Source organism: Pseudomonas sp. PGPR N4, from assembly GCF_059693665.1.
Genome location: NZ_JCAUKV010000004.1, coordinates 317,137 through 334,473, shown reverse-complemented (window position 1 = coordinate 334,473; position 17,337 = coordinate 317,137). Strand labels below are relative to the sequence as shown.

The window sequence follows — 17,337 nt, the reverse complement described above, 5'->3', positions numbered from 1 at the left end:
GCTGAGGTAAAACAACAAGGGGATAGCGTGATGAAAGATCCCTATGCAGCCGGTTTCTGGTGCATCGTGGCAATCCTCGGCACCCTGACCACCGGCTACTTCTACGGTATCCGGCACACCCATCAGCTGAACCAGGCCGTGCAGTTTCTGTACGCCGCTGCTGCGGTCACCGCGGCAGCGGCGCTCTGCGGGCTGGCCTGGATCGCCTGGCAGCACTTGCAGTTGAACAGGCGCGAACTCAGCCAGGGCCATACCCTGGTCACCATCTGGAACACCAAAGTTGCCCTGCGCCGGGTCGAAACCGTGTTCGACCGCTATTTCTGGGGCAGTTACTGGCACTCCGGGCGCACCTTCGAAGAGGTCATGGGCGAGCTCAAGGGCACGCCGCTGGAGCAAAGCCTGGATGCGCTGAAGTGCCAATGCCGCGAGCTCGACCGCGAAATCCACGACCCGCACCAGCACTGGCTGGCATTTGCCCGCGACCTTTCCAGCGTGGCTACGGCCATGGCCCGTGAGCGCTACCAGCTGGATCTGGGCGACGGGCCGGTGGCCGGTAAGGGCGGCACGGCAGTGCTCAACCGTGATCTGGAAGTGCTGGTGTACACCTGGTCAGCGCGCCTGCGCAGCTTCGACCATCAGCTGGACGAGCTGGAAAGCGCCTATCACTGAAACAACCTTCACTCGCCGCGAATGTACTGTTGCAGCTGGCTGATCAGGTTGGCCTGCTCGGTAATGGTTTCCTTGACCAGGTCGCCGATCGACAGCAAGCCGAGTAGCTTGCCCTCGCTGACCACCGGCAGGTGGCGCAGATGGCGGTCGGTCATCAGCTGCATGCACTCATCGAGCTTGGTTTTGGGCTCAACCGTGATCACCGCTGCGGTCATGATCTCGGCCACTGTAGTGAACGGCGACGAGCGGCCTTTGAGCATCAGCTTGCGCGCATAGTCACGTTCGCTGACGATGCCCACCACGCGTCCGTCTTCGACCACCGGCAAGGCGCCGATGTTTTTTTCCGCGAGCAGCTTCAGCGCCGCCAGCACCGACTCGGTTGGGCCGATGGTGTAGACGGTCTGGTGTTGTGCCTTGCTCTTGAGGATTTCGTCGACGGTTTTCATGCAGGCCTCGGTGCGCGAATGGGGGGATGCTCAGGTAAATAAAGCATCCGCCAAGGCGCCTTGCACGGCAACGCGGAAAACGGCATGGAGTCGATTGAAAAACGTCATGGCTGCAAACGGGCGCACGGCGTGCGCCCGTTTGCGCTTCAGCAGCCGTTGCCCTGCGAGACTTCGCGGCTGGCTTGTTCCAACGCGGCGGCCACCGCAGCTGCATCATCAGCGGTATACACCCGGCCACCGGTATTGCTGGCGGCGCAGTTGGAGCCGGTGCTGGCACTGATGTTGACGATGTTGATCCGCAGCCGTGGCTGGTTCTGGGCGATCTGCTCGGAGACCTTGCAGATGCTGGTGCCACAGCTGTCGCGGCCGTCGACGAACATCACGATGACGCCGTCGCGCTCACGCCCATCCATGCTGGCCGCTGCCGCCTCCAGGCTGACCCCGAGCGCCGTGCCGCCGCGTGCGTTGAGCGTGGCGATACGGTCGATCAGATCTGCGCGCTGGTCACGTGCGAACACGCCATGATCGACGGGCGACTTGCAGCCATTGAAGGTCACCAGGCGCATCGCCACCTTCGGGTCGAGGTCTTCGATGACCGCGCCCAAGGCCGTCTTGGCCACGCTCAGGCGGGTCGTCGGCGGGGCCTTGCCCGACGGCAGAAACTGCTCGACCACCGGGATCTTCGCCAGCAAGCTGATGTACCACGGGTCGTCTGCGCGCTTGACGCGGATGCGTTCGTTCATCGAGCCGGAGGTGTCCAGCACCACGGCGAACTCCGAAGCCTGAAAGCCAGCGCCCGGCGTGCACATGGCGCTGTGATCGGCCTGCCAGCGCGCCCACAGCATTGGCCAGTTCAACCACAGCGCATAGAGCAACGCCAGCAGCAGGCCGAACAGCAGCCATGGCCACAGCCGCAGGCGCCGCGCAGGTACGGCCCTGGGCGGTGGCGCAGGCCTGGGCTGCGGTGCCGGCCTGGCTGCGGGCGGCGCCGGCTTGGGTGCTGGTGCAGGCGGTGGCGGCGGCGGTGGCGCGGCCTGCCCCCAGCGGATCACCAGCGGTTCGCCGTTGATGCTGTAGAGGTTGCCCAGATCAGGCGGCGCGATCAGGCTGCGCAAGGCGCCTGCTGCCTGGGTCTGACCACGCTGCTGCAGCTCGTTGGCCAACTGACCGACTGCGGCCTGGCGCTCTTCATAGCGTTGTAGCAGCGCTGCCTGCTGGTCGCGGCCCAGCTCGGCATACACATGCGGCTGGCCTTCCAGCGGCGACCACCACTCCAGCACACCATCACGCCCCTGGCGGGGAATGGCATATAGGTGAGCAATGGCCGGCGGGAAGTGCTGGCGGATTAGCGCTACCCGCTGCTCGAGTGCAGCGGCGGCGTCCTGGCTGGCGTGGCTGTCGCGGATTACCCGTTGCATCGATCGTCCTAGTTGCAGTTGTTGCTGCTGGAAACTTCCTGGCTCGCCTGTTTCAGCGCGGCCGCCACTTGCACGGCGTTATCGCCGCTGTAGACCCGGCCGCCGGTGCTGTCGGCAATGCAGTTGGCCAGGCTGTTGTTGCTGATATTGACCAGATTGACCCGCAGCCGCGGCTGCTCCTGGGCGATGCGCTGAGCGACTGCACAGACATCCTCGCCACAGCCATCGGCGCCGTCGACGAACATCACGATCACGCCATCACGGTCGCGGCCGTTCATGCTTTTTGCGGCAAGCTCGAGGCTGGCGCTCAAGGCGGTGCCGTCGTTCGGCACCAGGCCCTCTATGCCGCTGATCAGCGCCGGGCGCTGGGCCGGGGTGAACAGGCCATGGTCGAGCGGCGCTCGGCAGCCGTCGAAGGTGATGAAGCGCGTGTCGATGGCCGGGTGCAGATCATCGACCATCTGCTTGAGGCTCTGCTTGGCGACATCGATGCGTACCGGCGCGCGGGTAACCTCGGCGACTCGCGCCTGGTCGATGGCGGGGTCGGCGATGTTCTGGAAGAACCACTGCTCGTCCTCCGCCGTCGCTGCGACGCTCAGTAGCATCGAACCGGAGGTATCCAGCACCACCGAGAACTCCGGGGGCAGCGCCTGATCGTCTTTCATGCAGGCAAATTTGGCCGGCTCGCGCTGTTCATACCAGCGTTGCAGGTACGGCCAGCCAAACCACAAGGCCAGGGCCAGCAGCAACAGGCCAAGCAGGGGCAGCAGGAACCACGGCAACCAGATCCAGCGGCGCGGGCGCGGTGCGGGCACTGGCGCTGCCGCCACCGGCGCTGGCTTGACCGGCGCCGGCTGTGCCCAGCGCACCAGCAGTGGCTCGCCATTGACGCTGTACAGGTGCTCAAGGTTGGCCGGGCCGATCAGCGCGCGCAGCACGCTCGCCTCCTGCTCCTGGCCGCGTTCCTTCAGCTCGCCGACCAACTGGCGCAGGGCGTCCTGGCGCTGGTCATAGACGCGCAGCAAGGTCGCCTGCTGTTCGCCTGTGAGGTCGTGATAGCGCTGCGGCTGGCCTTCCAGCGGCGACCACCATTCACGCACACCGTCCTGGCCGGTGCGCGGGGTGGCGTAGAGATGAGCGATGCTGGCCGGGAAGTGCCTGACGATGATCGCCATGGCCTGTTCCAACACCCGCGGATCGTCCTGCGCGGGTCGGGTATCGCGGGTGACCCGCTGCATGTGGATATCCTGAAAAAGGATCGGCAGCCGTAGCTGCCGAAGGGCTTACTCGTAACCCAGGCTCAGCTGCAAACGGCTGACCTGTTGCTGCAGGGCCTTGAGCTCCTGCTTGCGCGCTTCGACCTGCGCGCTGCTGGCGTTCTGCATTGGCGCTGCCTGGCGGTTCTTCAGCTGTTGCTCGAGGCTGGCGATCTGCTGCTGCACCTCCTGCTTGTTGCCATGGCGGCTCTTGAGCGTGGCCAGCAGCCCGTTCAGGGATTTCTCCAGGTTGGCCTGCTGGCGTTGCTGGCCGGCCAGGTCCTGGCGGGTGGAGCTCTGCAGGGCGCTGAGCTCGCTGAACACCTGATTGAACTGGCGGTTCTGCTCCTGTGCGGTGACCAACTGCTGCTCGCTGTTGCGCACGCCTTCGGCATAGCCGCCGCCGTAGTCGCAATTGAGCTTGCTGACCAGGCTGGCGCTATTGTCGGTAGCGTTGCACTGCGAGGCAGTGGTGGCGCAACCGCCGAGGCTGGCGAGCAGGGCAAGGCCCAGGCAATGACGAAGTGACATGGGCTGTTCCTTAACCGAGGGTGATCGCGGAGCGCTGGTTGTAGAGGCCGTCGACTTCCTGCTGCAGGGCGACGACTTTATTGTTCATCTTGGCGATCTCGGCCTCGACCTTTTGCACTTCGGCCGGGCTGGCACCACCGTCACGCTCGAGTTTGGCGACCTTCTCGAACTCGGTGACGCGGCTTTTCATGTTGCCCAGGTCTTTGCGCATCAGGCCGATGTTGGTATCGACATTGGCGATCTCCTGCTGCGCCTTGGCCTTGTCGAGAGTCTTGGCCTTGATGCTCTTCTGGATGTCGGCAATCTGCTGTTTGTCGTCGGCAATCACCCGCTGCAGGGTGTTGCTGCGCTCGACCACCTTGGCGTTTTCTTTCTGCACTTCGCCGGTCATCGCGTTCAGCCGCTGGGTAGTGTCGGCGTACTGCGTGCGGCGCTGGTCGAGGTAGTAGTTGGCGCCCATGGCCACACCGCAGGCGGCAACCCCGGCGATCACCGCGCAGGCAGCCTTGTTGCCCGAGTTGGACAGTACGCAGGCGAGCACGCCGGCACCGGCGGCCACGGCGCAGGCCTGGTATCCCGAAGTGCTGAAGAACTTGGCGTCGGCGCCCGAGGTCAGGCGCGGGTCGGCCTTGCCGCCGCCGCTGTCACCAAGCATCGAGCTGCCGGTGCTGGCGCAGCCGGTCAGGACCAGGCAGGCGGCCATCATCAGGCTCATCCAGGAGCTGCTACGAGCGGTTTTGCTGTGCATCACGATTACGCTTCCTTGTGGTGTCAGTGGGCGACGGCTTTGCAGCTGTTCAGCCAGGCGTTGGTATCAATTTTCTGCGACTTGAGGAACGACACCTGGTTGGCCCAATGGGCGCGCAGGTACGGCGTCAGTTCCTTGAGATTGTTGTTGGCGGTAAGCACCCCTTCGAGCACCGGCACCTGCGCTTCGAGCAGGCTCTTGCCATACAGCGAGCCGGATTCGACCAGCGAGCTTGCGTAGTAACGGCTGAGCTTGTGCAGGCGCGCGCTTTGCTCGTCGAGCTTGCTCTTGCGCATGCCGCAGGTTGGGTCTTCTTCGCCAGCCTTGCAGTTGGCGGCGTAGTTTTTCTGCAGGAAGTCCAGGTACTGGCCGTCGTCGAGCATCTTGGTGCAAAGGAACGCACCCAGGTTGAGGCTGGCGCGGATGGCCTGGTCGCGGGCTTCCTGTTGCTGCTGGTTGCTCGCGCGCAGCTGGTTTTCGACGGTTTTCAACTGACCCTTGAGGGCCTCGTCCTGCACGCTCGAGGCCAGCGCTTCGAGGGCCTTGACCGTGCCTTTGTCCTTGCTGTCGGCGGCCGGCTGGTCGTTACCCAGGCTGCTCCAGCTCTTCTCGATGGCCTTGACCCGTTCGCGTGAGGTCAGGGTCGGCGACACCAGCGCCAGGCGCATGCCGTTGGTTTTCTTGGTCACCGCGCCTTCGGCGTTGTAGTAGGGCTCTTCCTGACGCAGGGCAGTGCGCAGCTCGGCTTCGCTGGTCAGGTAGTTGCCACCACGCACTACGTAGCCGCCGGCCTGGCCGTGCTGGCGGTCGAGTTTGTTCAGGCGGAACGGTTCGAACATCATCTCGCTGGCGTTGCCGAGCATGTCGTGCAGGCCCAGCGGATTGGGCTTGAGCAGGCCGCTCAACTGCAACTGGCCGTTGGCCGATTGCGCACCGGCAAACCATTCGTGGGCGTTCAGGCCGTCAGCCATCGGGTAGCGAATGTCGCGGAATTCGGCGGTGCTGACCTGCAACCCGCCGCGTGCGGCAAACTCCCACTCGACTTCGGTCGGTAGGCGCACGAAGCCCTGCGCGCCGTCTTCGCGGGGCAGCTTGTCGGCAGCATTGGCGCGCAACCAGCGGTTGTACTTGTCGGCGGCCTGCAAGGCGTCCAGCCAGCTGATCGAGACCACCGGCAGGCGCTGTTTGTTGGACGGTGTCGGGCAGGTTTCGTCGGTCAGGGCGCGGTATTGCAGCTGGGTCATTTCGTACTTGGCCAGCAGGTAATAGCGCGACTTGTCGCCTTTGGCGCTGGTGAAGCTGCCGGCGATAAAGGCTGGTCGGGTCTGCTCGACATAGCCGTACTCGGCACTGTCGGCGCCGATGTTGATCGGGTAGTCGTCGAGCGGCCCGACCACCGGGATCAGCACCTTGCGAAACACCATTGCGCCGTCACAGGGCATCGGTAGCACGACATCGTCGGCATCGGCCATGGGATTGTAGAATTTCTCGTCCCAGCTCGCTGCCGCGGCGTCCAGGGCGAAGCCAAGCGCGAGGGGCGCCAGGGCCAGGCGAGCAAAGGTTTTACAGTTCACGCAGACTCTCCGCAGGTTGGATCCGTATCGCCCGCACGGCGCCGATCAAGGCAACCAGGCCAGCGACCAGCAAGGCCAGCAGCAGGGCCACCAGGCCATGCCAGACAGTGATATGGCAAATAAAGGCGCCGGTCGCCTGGCTGCTGCCGAGCAACTGGTCGAACAGCAGGCTGCCCAGGTAATAACAGGCCAGCCCGCCGACAAACCCGGTCAGGCTCAGCAGCAGCGCTTGCAGCACCACGTAGACGGCCACCGCGCTGCTGGTGAAACCGAGCAGGCGCAGCACCGCCAGGTCGCGGCGTTTGCGGTCTATGTTGGCCAGAAACGCCCCCACCAACGAGGCAATGCAGCCGATCAGGGCAGCGCCGGCGATGACTCCGAAGATCAGCCCCAGCACATGGTTGATGGCTTTGACACTGTCGATTTCAGCCAGCCGGCTGTTGGTCTCGATGCGCTGTTGATTGAGCCACTGCTCCAGCGGCGCGACGCTGTCGATATCGCGTGCATAGACCCGCGCACGGGCATAGCCGACTCCGACCGCCTCCAGCGACTGGCCGCTGCCGGCGCCCAACGCAGGCACCAGGTAACCGTCACGATAGTGTTCAAGGTCCAGCAGCAGCTCAGGGCTGACGAACGCCGCCGGGCGGGCAAAGCGCACAGCGGCGACAATCGCCTGCACGCGCAGAGTGCGCTCGCCACGTTCATTGACTTCGTTGAGGCGGCGACTGACGCGCAGGCGCACGCTGTCGCCGACCTTGGCTTCGAGGCGCTGTGCCGCGCGCTCGCTGAGGATCAGTTGATCGGCTTGCAGTGCGCTGAATTCGCTGGCCAGCAGCGGGTCGTTGGCCGCGGTCGGGATCACTTCGACGTTGTCGACAAAGCGCCCACGCTCGCCAAGCAGGTCGGCCTGGGTATTCAGCGAGCGGGTCTGGCCAATCGCAAAGCCAACCTCGGGCCGTTGTTGCAGGCGTTGCAGCCAGGCCTGGTCGTAATGGCCGCTGCTGAGCATCTTCACTTCGAGGTTGCGCGGGTCGCTGAGCAGTTCCTGCTGCAATTGGCTGACTACCCCATGCTTGAGGCCGAACAGCAACAGCAACGGCGCGATCACCGCCACCAGCGACGCGGCCATGCACAGCGACACGTTGCGGTCATGCCAGAGGTCGGCCAGCGACAGCCTGACCAGCAGCGCCAGGCGCTTATACCAAGGGTTCAAAACGGGTCTCCCCCTGGCCATTGATCGCGCCCAGACGCGGCAGGCCAAAGCGCTCGACCAGCGCCCAGTCGTGCGACACCAGCAAGGCGCTCAGGCCCAGTTCGGCAACCAGCTCCAGCAGCAACTCGAACAGCCGCTGCGCGTTGTGTGGGTCAAGCGCGGCGGTTGGCTCGTCGGCCAGCAGCACCCGCGGTTCGTGGGCGATGGCGCGCACGCAGGCGACCCGCTGGCGCTCACCGATCGACAGTGCCTGCGGCAGTTTGTCCAGCAATGGCGTCAGGCTCAGCGCTGCGACGGCTTTGTCGACCGCATGGCTGTGCGCGTCCAGACCGAGCAGGCGGCGCGGCAAGAGGATGTTCTCGCGCACGCTGAGAAACGGCAGCAAGCCGCCGCTCTGCAGGACGAAACCCAGCTCGCGCGAGCGCAGTGCAGCCAAGGCCGCATGCTGCTCGCCGGCCAGCAGCCGAGCAACGTCGTGCTGCTCGCTGCCGAGCCGGTAGCAGTCCAGTCGCTCAGGCTTGAGCAGCAGGCCGATGGCTTCGAGCAGCGTGCTCTTGCCGCAGCCGCTCTCGCCGGTTACCGCCCACACCTCGCCCGCGCGCAACTGCAGCGCATCCAGGCGCACGGCGTGTGACTGTGGTCCCTGGCCGCGGACCACACGCAATCCCTTGATCTCGAGCATAAGTGGTCAGGGCATCATTTCCAGAGGAACCGGGTAGACGTTGTCGCGGCTGTCGGCGCCCGGGGCCAGCGCCACCCAGCGGTCAACATCGGCGTTGTAACGCTGGTAGTGGCGCAGCTTGGTGCTCAGGTTGCGGATGAATTTCTCCTGGGCCAGGCCGTCCCAGCCTTTCCAGGTTTCTTCATCGAGGTTGAGCACTTCGCTCTGGTACGGCAGGCCATCGAGGTACTCGCCGAGCACACCGAGGTCAGCCACGCGGGCGTCTTGCTTGAGCTGGTTAGGGTCGGCGCCCATGGTCGCGGCCACGGCGCGCAGGCGGGTGAACATCTCGCTGGGCGAGATCATGCCTTCGTTGGCGGCGTCGAGGATCTGCTTGAGCACGTCGCTGAGGTCGCTCAGCTGCGCCTTGGTCAGCAGCACCCGCACATCGGTGGTGGGCACGTTCTGCTTGATCGGGTCACGGTCGCTGATCCACGCCTCGAACACCGGCGGCGCCTGGGTGCCGCTGGCCTTGCCCAGGTACGCCAGCTGCATCGCGTGGCCAATCAGCGCGGCGTCTTCGAGCATTTTCTGCTCGGCGGGGCTGGCCTTGGCATTGGTGGCGCTGCCAACGGCGTCTTCGCCCATGTACGCCGAACGGACCTGCTGGGTGATGGCGCCAGCGAGGCTGTCGACCTTGCGGCCGAACTCGTCGACATCACCGGCATTGACCGGGTAGTACAGCGAGGTGTTGGTGCCGGGGTAGGTCGACAGGGCGCGGTACTGCGCTTCGGCGCTGCCGTGGTTCTTGGCCCCGCTTGGGGTCTTCAGGTGCAAGGTGTACAGAGCAACGCCAGGGTTGCTGGCTTCGATCTTGACCTGCTCGGCGCCAAGGCCGGTGCTGGACAGTTTGTCGCCGCCATCCAGCGCGCCGGCATCGGTGATCAGCACCACGTAGCGCGCGCCAAACTGGCTCCAGTCGACCTTGTCGACCGCATGCATGACCCCGGCATAGGCGTCTTCATCGAAGACCTTGCTGGAGACCTTGGCCTGCTTCAGATCCGCCACCTTGCTGAGGAAGTCGGCACCGTCCTTGACCGTGTTCGGGTCGGCGTACATCTTGCTGACGTACTCCAGCCCCGGCACTGCCTGGGTGCTGGAACGGTAGGCGATCAGGCCGAACTTGACCTGCTGGCCGAGGTTCTCCTTCTCGATCTGGGCGTAGACACGCTTGATCGCTTCGCGGGTGCGGTCGATGTACGGGTCCATCGAAATGGTCGAGTCGATGACGAATACTACCGCCGCGCTGAACGCTTTCATCTGGGTGTTGGCTGCAGCCTGGCTGGCAGCACTGCCGGCCGCAGGTGCCGCGCTGCTGGCCGCGTCGGCCTTGCTCACCGAGGCGACGTTGAGGATGCGCGTGCGGAAGCCTTCTTCAGTCATCACTTCTTCGCCGCTCAGGACCGGCAGCAGGTAGAAGTTTTTCTGCAGGTCGACGAAGTACTCCGGCTCCTGGGCCAATACCCCAGGCGCTTCCTTGCCGTTCTTGAGCTGGGCGCGCAATGGCGCGACCTTGCTGACCGGGTCGGGCGCATCGAGGATGCCTTCGAGCTGGCTGCGGTCTTTGAAGAACATCAGCCGGTCGCGGTTGGCCGGGTTGGTGAAGGCCAGGGTCAGCTGCATTTTCCATTCGACAGTGCAGTCACCCGGCAGCCAGCCGATGCTCTTGCCCTGGGTATCCGGGCCGACGCGCAGCCACTGGCGGTTGTCCACCGCCGCGCGCTCGTACACATAAAAGCGGCTGAAGGTCGGCTGGGCCTTGCCCGGCGCAGCACCTGCAGCGTCGCTGAGCTTGCAGCCGGGGGTGGTCAGCACGCGCTGGAACAGGGTTTTCTTGCCCTCTTGCAGCAGCGGCTTGTCGGCCGCGTGCAGCACCGGGCTCAGGCTCAAGGCCAGCAGGGCGGCGCCAAGGCTGCGCAGGCTCATGGTTTGAGCTCCTCGAAGCGTTGCTTGGCTTCGGCGTTGTTCTCATCGAAACCGAGAATGGTCTCGTACCAGTAGGCTGCGGTGGCGTTGTCTGGCGCCTTGAAGCATTCGCTGGGCTGGTGGTACTTGGGGTCGTACTCGCGGGCATAGGCACTGGCGATTTCGATGTCGCCGCCCTGGGCGCGGTTGGCGTACAGCCGCTGGGCAACGCCGCAGTGGTTGCTGGCCTTGGCCTGGTTGATCACTTCCAGCAGCGCGGCCGAGCCTGGGGCGTTCTGGATGCAGGCCTGGACGAACGGGATCTCGCCTTCGCTCTGCATGCTTTCCAGGGTGCAGGGCAGGGCGGCAGTGGGCTCAGGGGGCGCTGGCTGTTCGGTTTTGGGCTCGGGCTTCGGTGCTTCGACCGGTGCGGTTGGTTGTTTGTTGAACCACCACCAGGCGCCGCCTGCGGCGAGCAGCAACAAAACCACCAGCAGCAGCGGCAGCAGCCAGCGGTTGCCGGTCTTGGCCGGAGCAGGGGAGATCGGCTTGCTGATATTGATTACCGGCTCTGGGGTCGGCTCCGGTTCAACGGCTGTGGTTACAGGTTCTTCAGGCACGCTGACTGGCGCTGGCGCGATCGGCTCAGGTGCGGGTGGAACCGGCAGCGGGGGCGGCGTCTGCTGTGGTGCACCTGAAGTCGATGGCAGCACCTCATTGTTGATGCGCAGCATGCCCATATCGCTCTGGCCTTGCTGCGGATCGCTCAGCTCCACGCGGAAGTTGGCGGTGCCGCTGGCTTCCAGCAAGGGGTCGATCAGCTCAGGACCAATGCGCGTTTCCAGGCCCGGCGCGCCGTCCACCGGCTGCAAGGCATCGAGCTTGAAACCATGGGCGACGTTGCCCCAGCGTGCGCCGGGGTGGAGGAACTCGTGGGTCTGGCTGCTCTGCAGGGACAGCTCCAGGCCGTCACTCGCGCCCTCCCAGCCGGTGATCCGCAGCACGGCATGGCCCGGCGTGTTCACGGTCAGTGGCAGCACATCAACTCTGATACCCATTACAGTCAGCTCGCTTCAAAGGTGTTCAGCAACACCGCCAACTGGCGGCGTTGCTCGGTGGTAATTTCCGGGTCGGCGCCGTTCTTGGCATTTTCCTGGGTCAGCCAGGCCAGGCCCGACAGCCAGTCGACGAGGAAGCGCTGCTCCTGGTGTGACGGCTGCGCCGGCAGCTCCGGCAGTTCGCCTAGGGCCACGTTCTGGTAGAAGCCGAACACTGGCTGGCGCTCGCCGATCAGACAATTCGGGCGCTGGCTGAGTGGCTGCGCAAGCAGGCCGAACCAGGACAGGAAGTCGCGCATCAACAGCTGCACGTTCATCACCTGGCGCTGCACCAATTGGTCGCGCCGGGCGCCACCGAGGATGCGCCGGGTCACGGCCTGGTCGAGCTGTGCGAGGAAGGCCGGTCGGCGCACGGCGCTGATCAGCTCTTCGGTCAAGGCGTCGGCCAGTTCGCGGCTGATGCGCATGCTGTTCAGGCGCAAGGTCTGCGTGCCCAGCTCGCGCATGTGGCGGATCCACGCTTTAAGTGCGGCGCGGGCAAAGCGTTGTTCCGAGTTCAAGCGCTGGGCCAGCGGTTTGGCTGGGGCTGCGGGCGCAGATGGCGCGGCTGCCGGGCTGGCAAACAGGTTGCCGAAATTGATCGCCGGGGCTTTGTTGGCCGGCGCCTTGGCGGCACTTTCCGGCTCGGGCTCTGCCTCGCCATCGATACCGTCGATGTCATACACGCCGCCCAGGTACAGCTCGCGCAGTTCTTCATCGGGCAATTGCAGGGCGTTGATCAGCTCGCTGATCGCGTCCGGATCGGCACCGAGGTTGTCGACCAGATATTGGGTCTTCTCGCGCTTCTTGTTCAGCAGCTGCTCGAAGTCCTCTTCGCGCCATGCATGCAGGCCGTGTTCGAGCAGATCGGCGCGGCACTGGCGCAGCTGTTCGTCGATGCGCGTCAGCTTGAAGTCGATGTCGCTGATGCCTTGGAAGCTGGCGCTGAAGCGGCTGATGCCACCGTCGTTGAGGGCGAGCATGGCTTGCCAGGCATCGGCCGGGTCTTTGATATGGCGCTGTACCGAGGGGCTTTGCGCAAAGCACTGCTGCAGCTGCTGCAGGCGCAACTCGTGGCGCTCGTTGAAGTGGGTTTCTTCGCCGCTGCCGCTGTCGCGCTCGATGAACGCGGTGTCCAGACGCGGCTTGCGCACCAGGTAGGTGTTGTTGAACGGCCGGTCGGCCCACTCTTTCATCCATTCCTGAGCGCCGAAACGCTCGATCATGGTCAGCTTCATCATGTTCTCGCAGCCTTCAGGCAGCTGCCCTTCGCTGAGGCCGAGGGTGTTGCCGATGAAACCGTCGAGCATGGTCAGCGCCCAGATCAGGCCCGGAGTGCGCTGGCCGCGTTCTTTTGGCGTGGCGCCCTGGGTCTTGTGGATCCAGCGGGTCAGCACCGGGCCGACGCTGACCACTTCACTCTGCTTGAACGAACTGGTGCACAGCACCAGGCCATTCATCTGCTGGGCGTCGGTGTAGCGCTCGAACAGGTAGGCGACCTTGCCGCGCAGGATCAGGCTGGAGGCCGGGTTGACCTCTTCGACCGCGTCCGGGCTGGCAGCGTCTTCCAGGCGCAGCAGCTTTTGCCGGGTCCGGTAGCCAGGGAAGTCGAGCAGATCGACCGCTTCGACCACCGGGTCCTTGGGGCTGTTGATCAGGCGGAAGGTCATCTCGGCAGTCAGCGCGGCGAGCTGGGCGACGGTCAGGCCGACACTGCTCTGGACCTTGTCGCCGTGCAGTGGCAGCACGCTTACCGGCAAATCGCGGCTGGTGCCGAGACGGCCAAGAATATCCACGTTCATGATGCTGTTGGTCGGCGTGTAGCTGCCGTTGTCGTCCTTCACCAACACGCTCAAAGGCGCATAGACGGTGTCGGGGAAGCCCAGCTTGTGCAGGCCGCCGACCAGCAGTTCATACACTTCGGTGAGCGCTGGCTGCTCGCCCCACAGCACCGAGAACAGCTTGGCGCGCTGGCGATAGCTCAGGTGCGGCGCGAGCTTGATTGCTCGTGGCCAGTAGTGGTCATCGAGCTTGCGTACCGATTTTTCGTAGTTGCCCTTGAGGTAGTCCCACAAGGCGACCACGTCGTCACCGTTGACGCCGGGATGCAGTTGCTCCTGCTCGCGGCCTTCGAAGCCTTTGAGCAGCGCTTGCAGGCTATCGTCGGTGAAGCTGTAGTCGAGCTTCTCCTGATCGAAATCCTCGAACCAGGCGTTGGCGAGAATCTTCGCCACTTCAACTTCGCTGAACAGCTTCAGCTCGACCGGGTAGTTGGCATCCGGGCTGGGCTTGGCCAGGCGGCTGAAACGGGTAACCAGGCCGGTGGCTTCCTTGCCCAACCCGGTCGGGTTGATGTGCTCGATGAAGTCCAGGGTCTTGCCACCAAAGTCGGTTTCAAGCCGGCCGCGCTGATCTGCCGCCAGGGCCGAGATCAGGTACGACTTGCCCGCCTGGGACAGGCCGAAGAAGCCGATCACCATTGGCGTCGACGCGGCCTTGCGCAGGTCCTTGGCGCGGTTGCGCGCCTGGCGCAGACGCAGGCTCAGGCCATCGGCCTCGGCTTCCACGCTGGCGGCGTTGCCACGCACCTGGTCGATCCACGACAGGGCCTGGCCGGCGCCTTCATGGACAGCGCCCCAGGCGTTCATCAACTGTTGTTGCTTCGGCGTAAGGTCGCTCATTTTCCTTTGACGTTCCCGCTGTCGAGCCAATAGTCGCTGTCACTCAAGCTCATGGTTGGCATGGTATTGAGGGCAAGCTCCAGATCCCGGTCGTAATCGAAATCGGCATCCTGAATATTCGATTGCAGGTCGCAGATGATCAGCTTGTCGCTGATCAAACCCTGCTCCAGCAGTTGGTCCGACGGCTCCTCGACCTCCAGGCGCACGCGCAGTACCGGCGCTTCGCCGCCCTTGCCGAGTGCCTTGGAGAACGCGCTGCTGCCGCGCGGGGTGAAGCGCAAGGTGTACAGCGGCGAGGCCGACCAGCGCTCGGCCGACAACTGCCGATAGCCCAGGTGCATGTCGCCGCGCATTTCCAGCCACGGTGTGCCGCGCTGCTCGCCTTCGCCAACAATCGGCAGTTCGATCCGGCCTTTGGCCGACTGCAGGTTGTGGTAGAGCACGTCGGCATGCTTGATGGTGCCAGCGGTGTCGATCTGGCCGAAGTGCTTGATGATCGAGTACGGCTTGAGCTCGACGGTGCGGAAATAGAAGTTCGGCACGCTGTGCTTGGAGCACAGCAGGCAGATCATCGCGCCGACCGAAGCGGTGCTCTTCGGGTCATCGATCAGGCCGTTGCGGTGGAACGGGTACCAGCCGCCGGTGCGGTAGTTCTGCAGCGGCAGGATGCGCCCTGGCGGCAGCGGCAGGCGCTGGCGGATGAACGCCTGAATGCCCGGCAGGCGCGACGGTCGGCCGGTCAGCAGGAGCATGTCGCAAGGGTAGTGCGAGATCACTTCGCACAGCTCGGCGAGGATCCGGGTGATGTTGATCTGGCCGCCGATGAAGGCCGCATGGACCTGCTCAAGGTCAAACGTGATCGGCGTCTGCAGCAGCTCCAGCGTGCCTTCGCGGCCGACTTCGCGGCGCACTGCGGCATTGACGAACTCGAGCACGCTGTCGTTGATCACGGCAGTGCCCAGCACCTCTTGCCAGGTCTGCTCGACGACGTCCTGCGGCTGCGCCGGGTCGTAGTTCTCGTACGCCTTGAGCAGGGCCAGACCCAGCGGCACGAAGATCTGCAGGTTGAGCTGCTGACGCAGGATGCGCTCTTGCGCCGAGGCATCACCGTTGCCGCACAGGCGCGACATCATCGCGTCCGGCGCACTCACGCCAGCGCCCTGCAGGGCCTTGCGGAACGACGGCAGGATGAACTCCTGGATCACGTCGAGGAGGATGTCGTCGCCAGCCACCTTGAAACCATCGCGGAAACGCTGGTTCGGCACGATGTGCGCGTTGGCCCCGGCGCCGCCGTTGTTGCCACGGTCGAGGCGGTAGTCGGTGATCACCAGGTCAGTGGTGCCGCCGCCGATATCGATCGTGGCCAGGGTGATCTGCTCGGCTTCCTGCTTGTCCGGGCGGGCGAGGGCGGCGAAGAATTCTTCCGGATGACCGGCGAAGTTCTCGTTGACCTCGTTGTACAGGTACACCAGCTGGCCGCAGCTGGCTTCATCCCAATCGACGCGGATGCTTGGCAGCGGCGTGCGCGGGACGATGCTCTTGTCCTTGAACGGGTTGCTCTCGCCGGCATGCCAGCCAAAGCTCTTCCAGACCAGGCCGACGGCTTCGTACATGCGGTTGCTGAGGATGCTGCGCTCGGCTTGAGGCATGCCTGGCGGCACGGTCAGGGTGATGCTGTTGAGGCGGCGCGGCACGCGCGCGTGGCCCTGGCGCGAACGCTGCGCCGGGCTGTTGATCTGGGCCAGCGCCTGGGTGACCACTTCGGCCAGCATGAAGGTCATCAGGTTGCTGCGCGAATAGCGCGGGGTGAACACCGGCATGTCGTTCTTCGGCGGCAGGTACAGGGCCTGGCCGAGGTCGTTGATCAGGTGCGCGAACGGTGCGGCGGTGGCCAGCGGCTCCTTGTCGCTCTTGACGTAGGAGGTGTTGAAGCGCCAGCCATGGCCGTAGGCCTTTTCATCCCACAGGTAACGCTTGGGGCTGGACAGCCCGGTCGAGCCTTCGGTACCGCGGCGACGGCTGGCCAGGCGTCCGGCTTCGCCACCGACGCGGGCGATGGTCGGCCACTGGAAGGCATTGTGGCGGCCGCTCTTGACCGAGAAATTATCCTTGCCGAAGTAGGCCTGGGTGAACTCGACGCGGCTTTCGAAGGCTTCGTTGTAGACCTTCTCCGGCTCGCTCAGGTCGCGCAGTTCGAGCACGTAGTTGTGACGCATGCCGGAGCCTGCCTGGCCGTGGTCCTCGATGAGGATGCCGCAGGTGCGCGAGTTGCCCACATCGAGTACCAGGTCGACCGGGATTGGCTGCACCACACCCTGAATCTCGTTGGCGACAACCTTGATTTCCGGGATTTCGACCTTGGGCTTCTCGACGCTCTGCTCAGCCGGCACCGGCCGACGCAACAGGCTCAGCAGGTTGAGGTAGTGGGCCAGGTGACGGTTGCCCTGCAGATCACGTTCGAGGCGCTCGCGGGTCCACTCGGCGCGGGCTTCGCCATACAGCTCGGCAAGCCACTCGCGGATCCAGCCGTGGGTCAGGAACCAGCCGTATTCACGGGCGCTGCAGGCCAGCTTGAAATCGACCCCGGAGCGCACGTCTTCTTCGTTCGGCGCCAGGTAATGAGCACCGGCCACTGCGGCCATGATGCGCGTATCGAAGGCCAGCGTCAGGCGATGGGTATTGCCGTCCAGGTCCGGCTCGGCCAGCTTGACCAGGCGCATCCGCGACCAGTTGTTGGGGCCTTCGTCAAACCGATGCGGGGCCATGAAGCGCAGGAACGGCAATGGCAGCCAGACGCCATCGAACAGCTTCAGGCTTTCTTCCATGGCGACGCGGAAGTGGTTGTCGTCGCTGCTGTCGAATTCGACCTGGACGACCTTGTCCGGCTCCGGCTCGTAGAAGTCCTTGTACTCGCGCGACCACAGCAGGCGCGTAGGCACCATGCCGTTGTTGAGCTGGACGAACTTGCCCGCTTGCTCGCCGTCCGGGCCGAGACGCAGGGCGAAATCCATGAATTGAATGCCGGTATCGCTGACCAGCGTGACCGTTTCTTCGAACTGGGTGATTTCGGGCAACATC

At 64.6% G+C, this 17,337-nt stretch carries 13 protein-coding genes; 1 reads left to right on the top strand and 12 read right to left on the bottom strand.

Annotation, left to right across the window (positions count from 1 at the left end):
* Positions 1–30: 30 nt before the first annotated feature.
* Positions 31–669: an NADH:ubiquinone oxidoreductase subunit N gene (locus AC58X1_RS18215; protein WP_188036872.1), complete on the top strand. Its 639-nt coding sequence runs from the start codon at positions 31–33 to the stop codon at positions 667–669.
* An 8-nt stretch (positions 670–677) separates the two neighbouring features.
* Here the strand turns inward: AC58X1_RS18215 and AC58X1_RS18210 are convergent, their stop codons facing one another.
* The 12 genes from AC58X1_RS18210 to AC58X1_RS18155 form a co-directional block, all read right to left on the bottom strand.
* Positions 678–1,115 carry a CBS domain-containing protein gene (locus AC58X1_RS18210; protein WP_101322616.1) on the bottom strand — a complete coding sequence of 146 codons (438 nt, stop codon included), beginning with the start codon at positions 1,113–1,115 and terminating at the stop codon, positions 678–680.
* 146 nt (positions 1,116–1,261) lie between these two features.
* Complete coding sequence (locus AC58X1_RS18205) at positions 1,262–2,533, bottom strand: VWA domain-containing protein (protein ID WP_497429273.1); 1,272 nt, start codon at positions 2,531–2,533, stop codon at positions 1,262–1,264.
* A gap of 8 nt (positions 2,534–2,541) precedes the next feature.
* Positions 2,542–3,771 carry a vWA domain-containing protein gene (locus AC58X1_RS18200; protein ID WP_497429272.1) on the bottom strand — a complete coding sequence of 410 codons (1,230 nt, stop codon included), beginning with the start codon at positions 3,769–3,771 and terminating at the stop codon, positions 2,542–2,544.
* A 45-nt stretch (positions 3,772–3,816) separates the two neighbouring features.
* Positions 3,817–4,320, bottom strand: coding sequence for a hypothetical protein (locus AC58X1_RS18195; protein ID WP_101322613.1), 504 nt, complete (start codon positions 4,318–4,320; stop codon positions 3,817–3,819).
* A 10-nt stretch (positions 4,321–4,330) separates the two neighbouring features.
* Entirely contained in the window at positions 4,331–5,071 is a 741-nt protein-coding gene (locus AC58X1_RS18190) for a hypothetical protein (protein ID WP_371918890.1), read from the bottom strand.
* A gap of 20 nt (positions 5,072–5,091) precedes the next feature.
* Positions 5,092–6,540: a formylglycine-generating enzyme family protein gene (locus AC58X1_RS18185; protein WP_262500185.1), complete on the bottom strand. Its 1,449-nt coding sequence runs from the start codon at positions 6,538–6,540 to the stop codon at positions 5,092–5,094.
* A 91-nt stretch (positions 6,541–6,631) separates the two neighbouring features.
* Positions 6,632–7,855: an ABC transporter permease gene (locus AC58X1_RS18180; protein ID WP_497429271.1), complete on the bottom strand. Its 1,224-nt coding sequence runs from the start codon at positions 7,853–7,855 to the stop codon at positions 6,632–6,634.
* Positions 7,839–8,537: an ABC transporter ATP-binding protein gene (locus AC58X1_RS18175; protein ID WP_497429270.1), complete on the bottom strand. Its 699-nt coding sequence runs from the start codon at positions 8,535–8,537 to the stop codon at positions 7,839–7,841. The genes AC58X1_RS18180 and AC58X1_RS18175 overlap by 17 nt, the downstream gene beginning before the upstream one ends.
* A gap of 6 nt (positions 8,538–8,543) precedes the next feature.
* Positions 8,544–10,502: a vWA domain-containing protein gene (locus AC58X1_RS18170; protein ID WP_150570543.1), complete on the bottom strand. Its 1,959-nt coding sequence runs from the start codon at positions 10,500–10,502 to the stop codon at positions 8,544–8,546.
* Positions 10,499–11,539, bottom strand: coding sequence for a hypothetical protein (locus AC58X1_RS18165; RefSeq protein WP_150573752.1), 1,041 nt, complete (start codon positions 11,537–11,539; stop codon positions 10,499–10,501). The genes AC58X1_RS18170 and AC58X1_RS18165 overlap by 4 nt, the downstream gene beginning before the upstream one ends.
* A gap of 5 nt (positions 11,540–11,544) precedes the next feature.
* Positions 11,545–14,259, bottom strand: a complete 2,715-nt coding sequence (locus AC58X1_RS18160) for a virulence factor SrfC family protein (protein WP_497429269.1) — start codon at positions 14,257–14,259, stop codon at positions 11,545–11,547.
* The gene (locus tag AC58X1_RS18155) at positions 14,256–17,336 is read right to left on the bottom strand and encodes a virulence factor SrfB (RefSeq protein ID WP_101322605.1); all 3,081 of its coding nucleotides are present in this window, start codon (positions 17,334–17,336) and stop codon (positions 14,256–14,258) included. Before AC58X1_RS18155 ends, AC58X1_RS18160 begins: the two co-directional genes overlap by 4 nt.
* Position 17,337 lies beyond the last annotated feature (1 nt).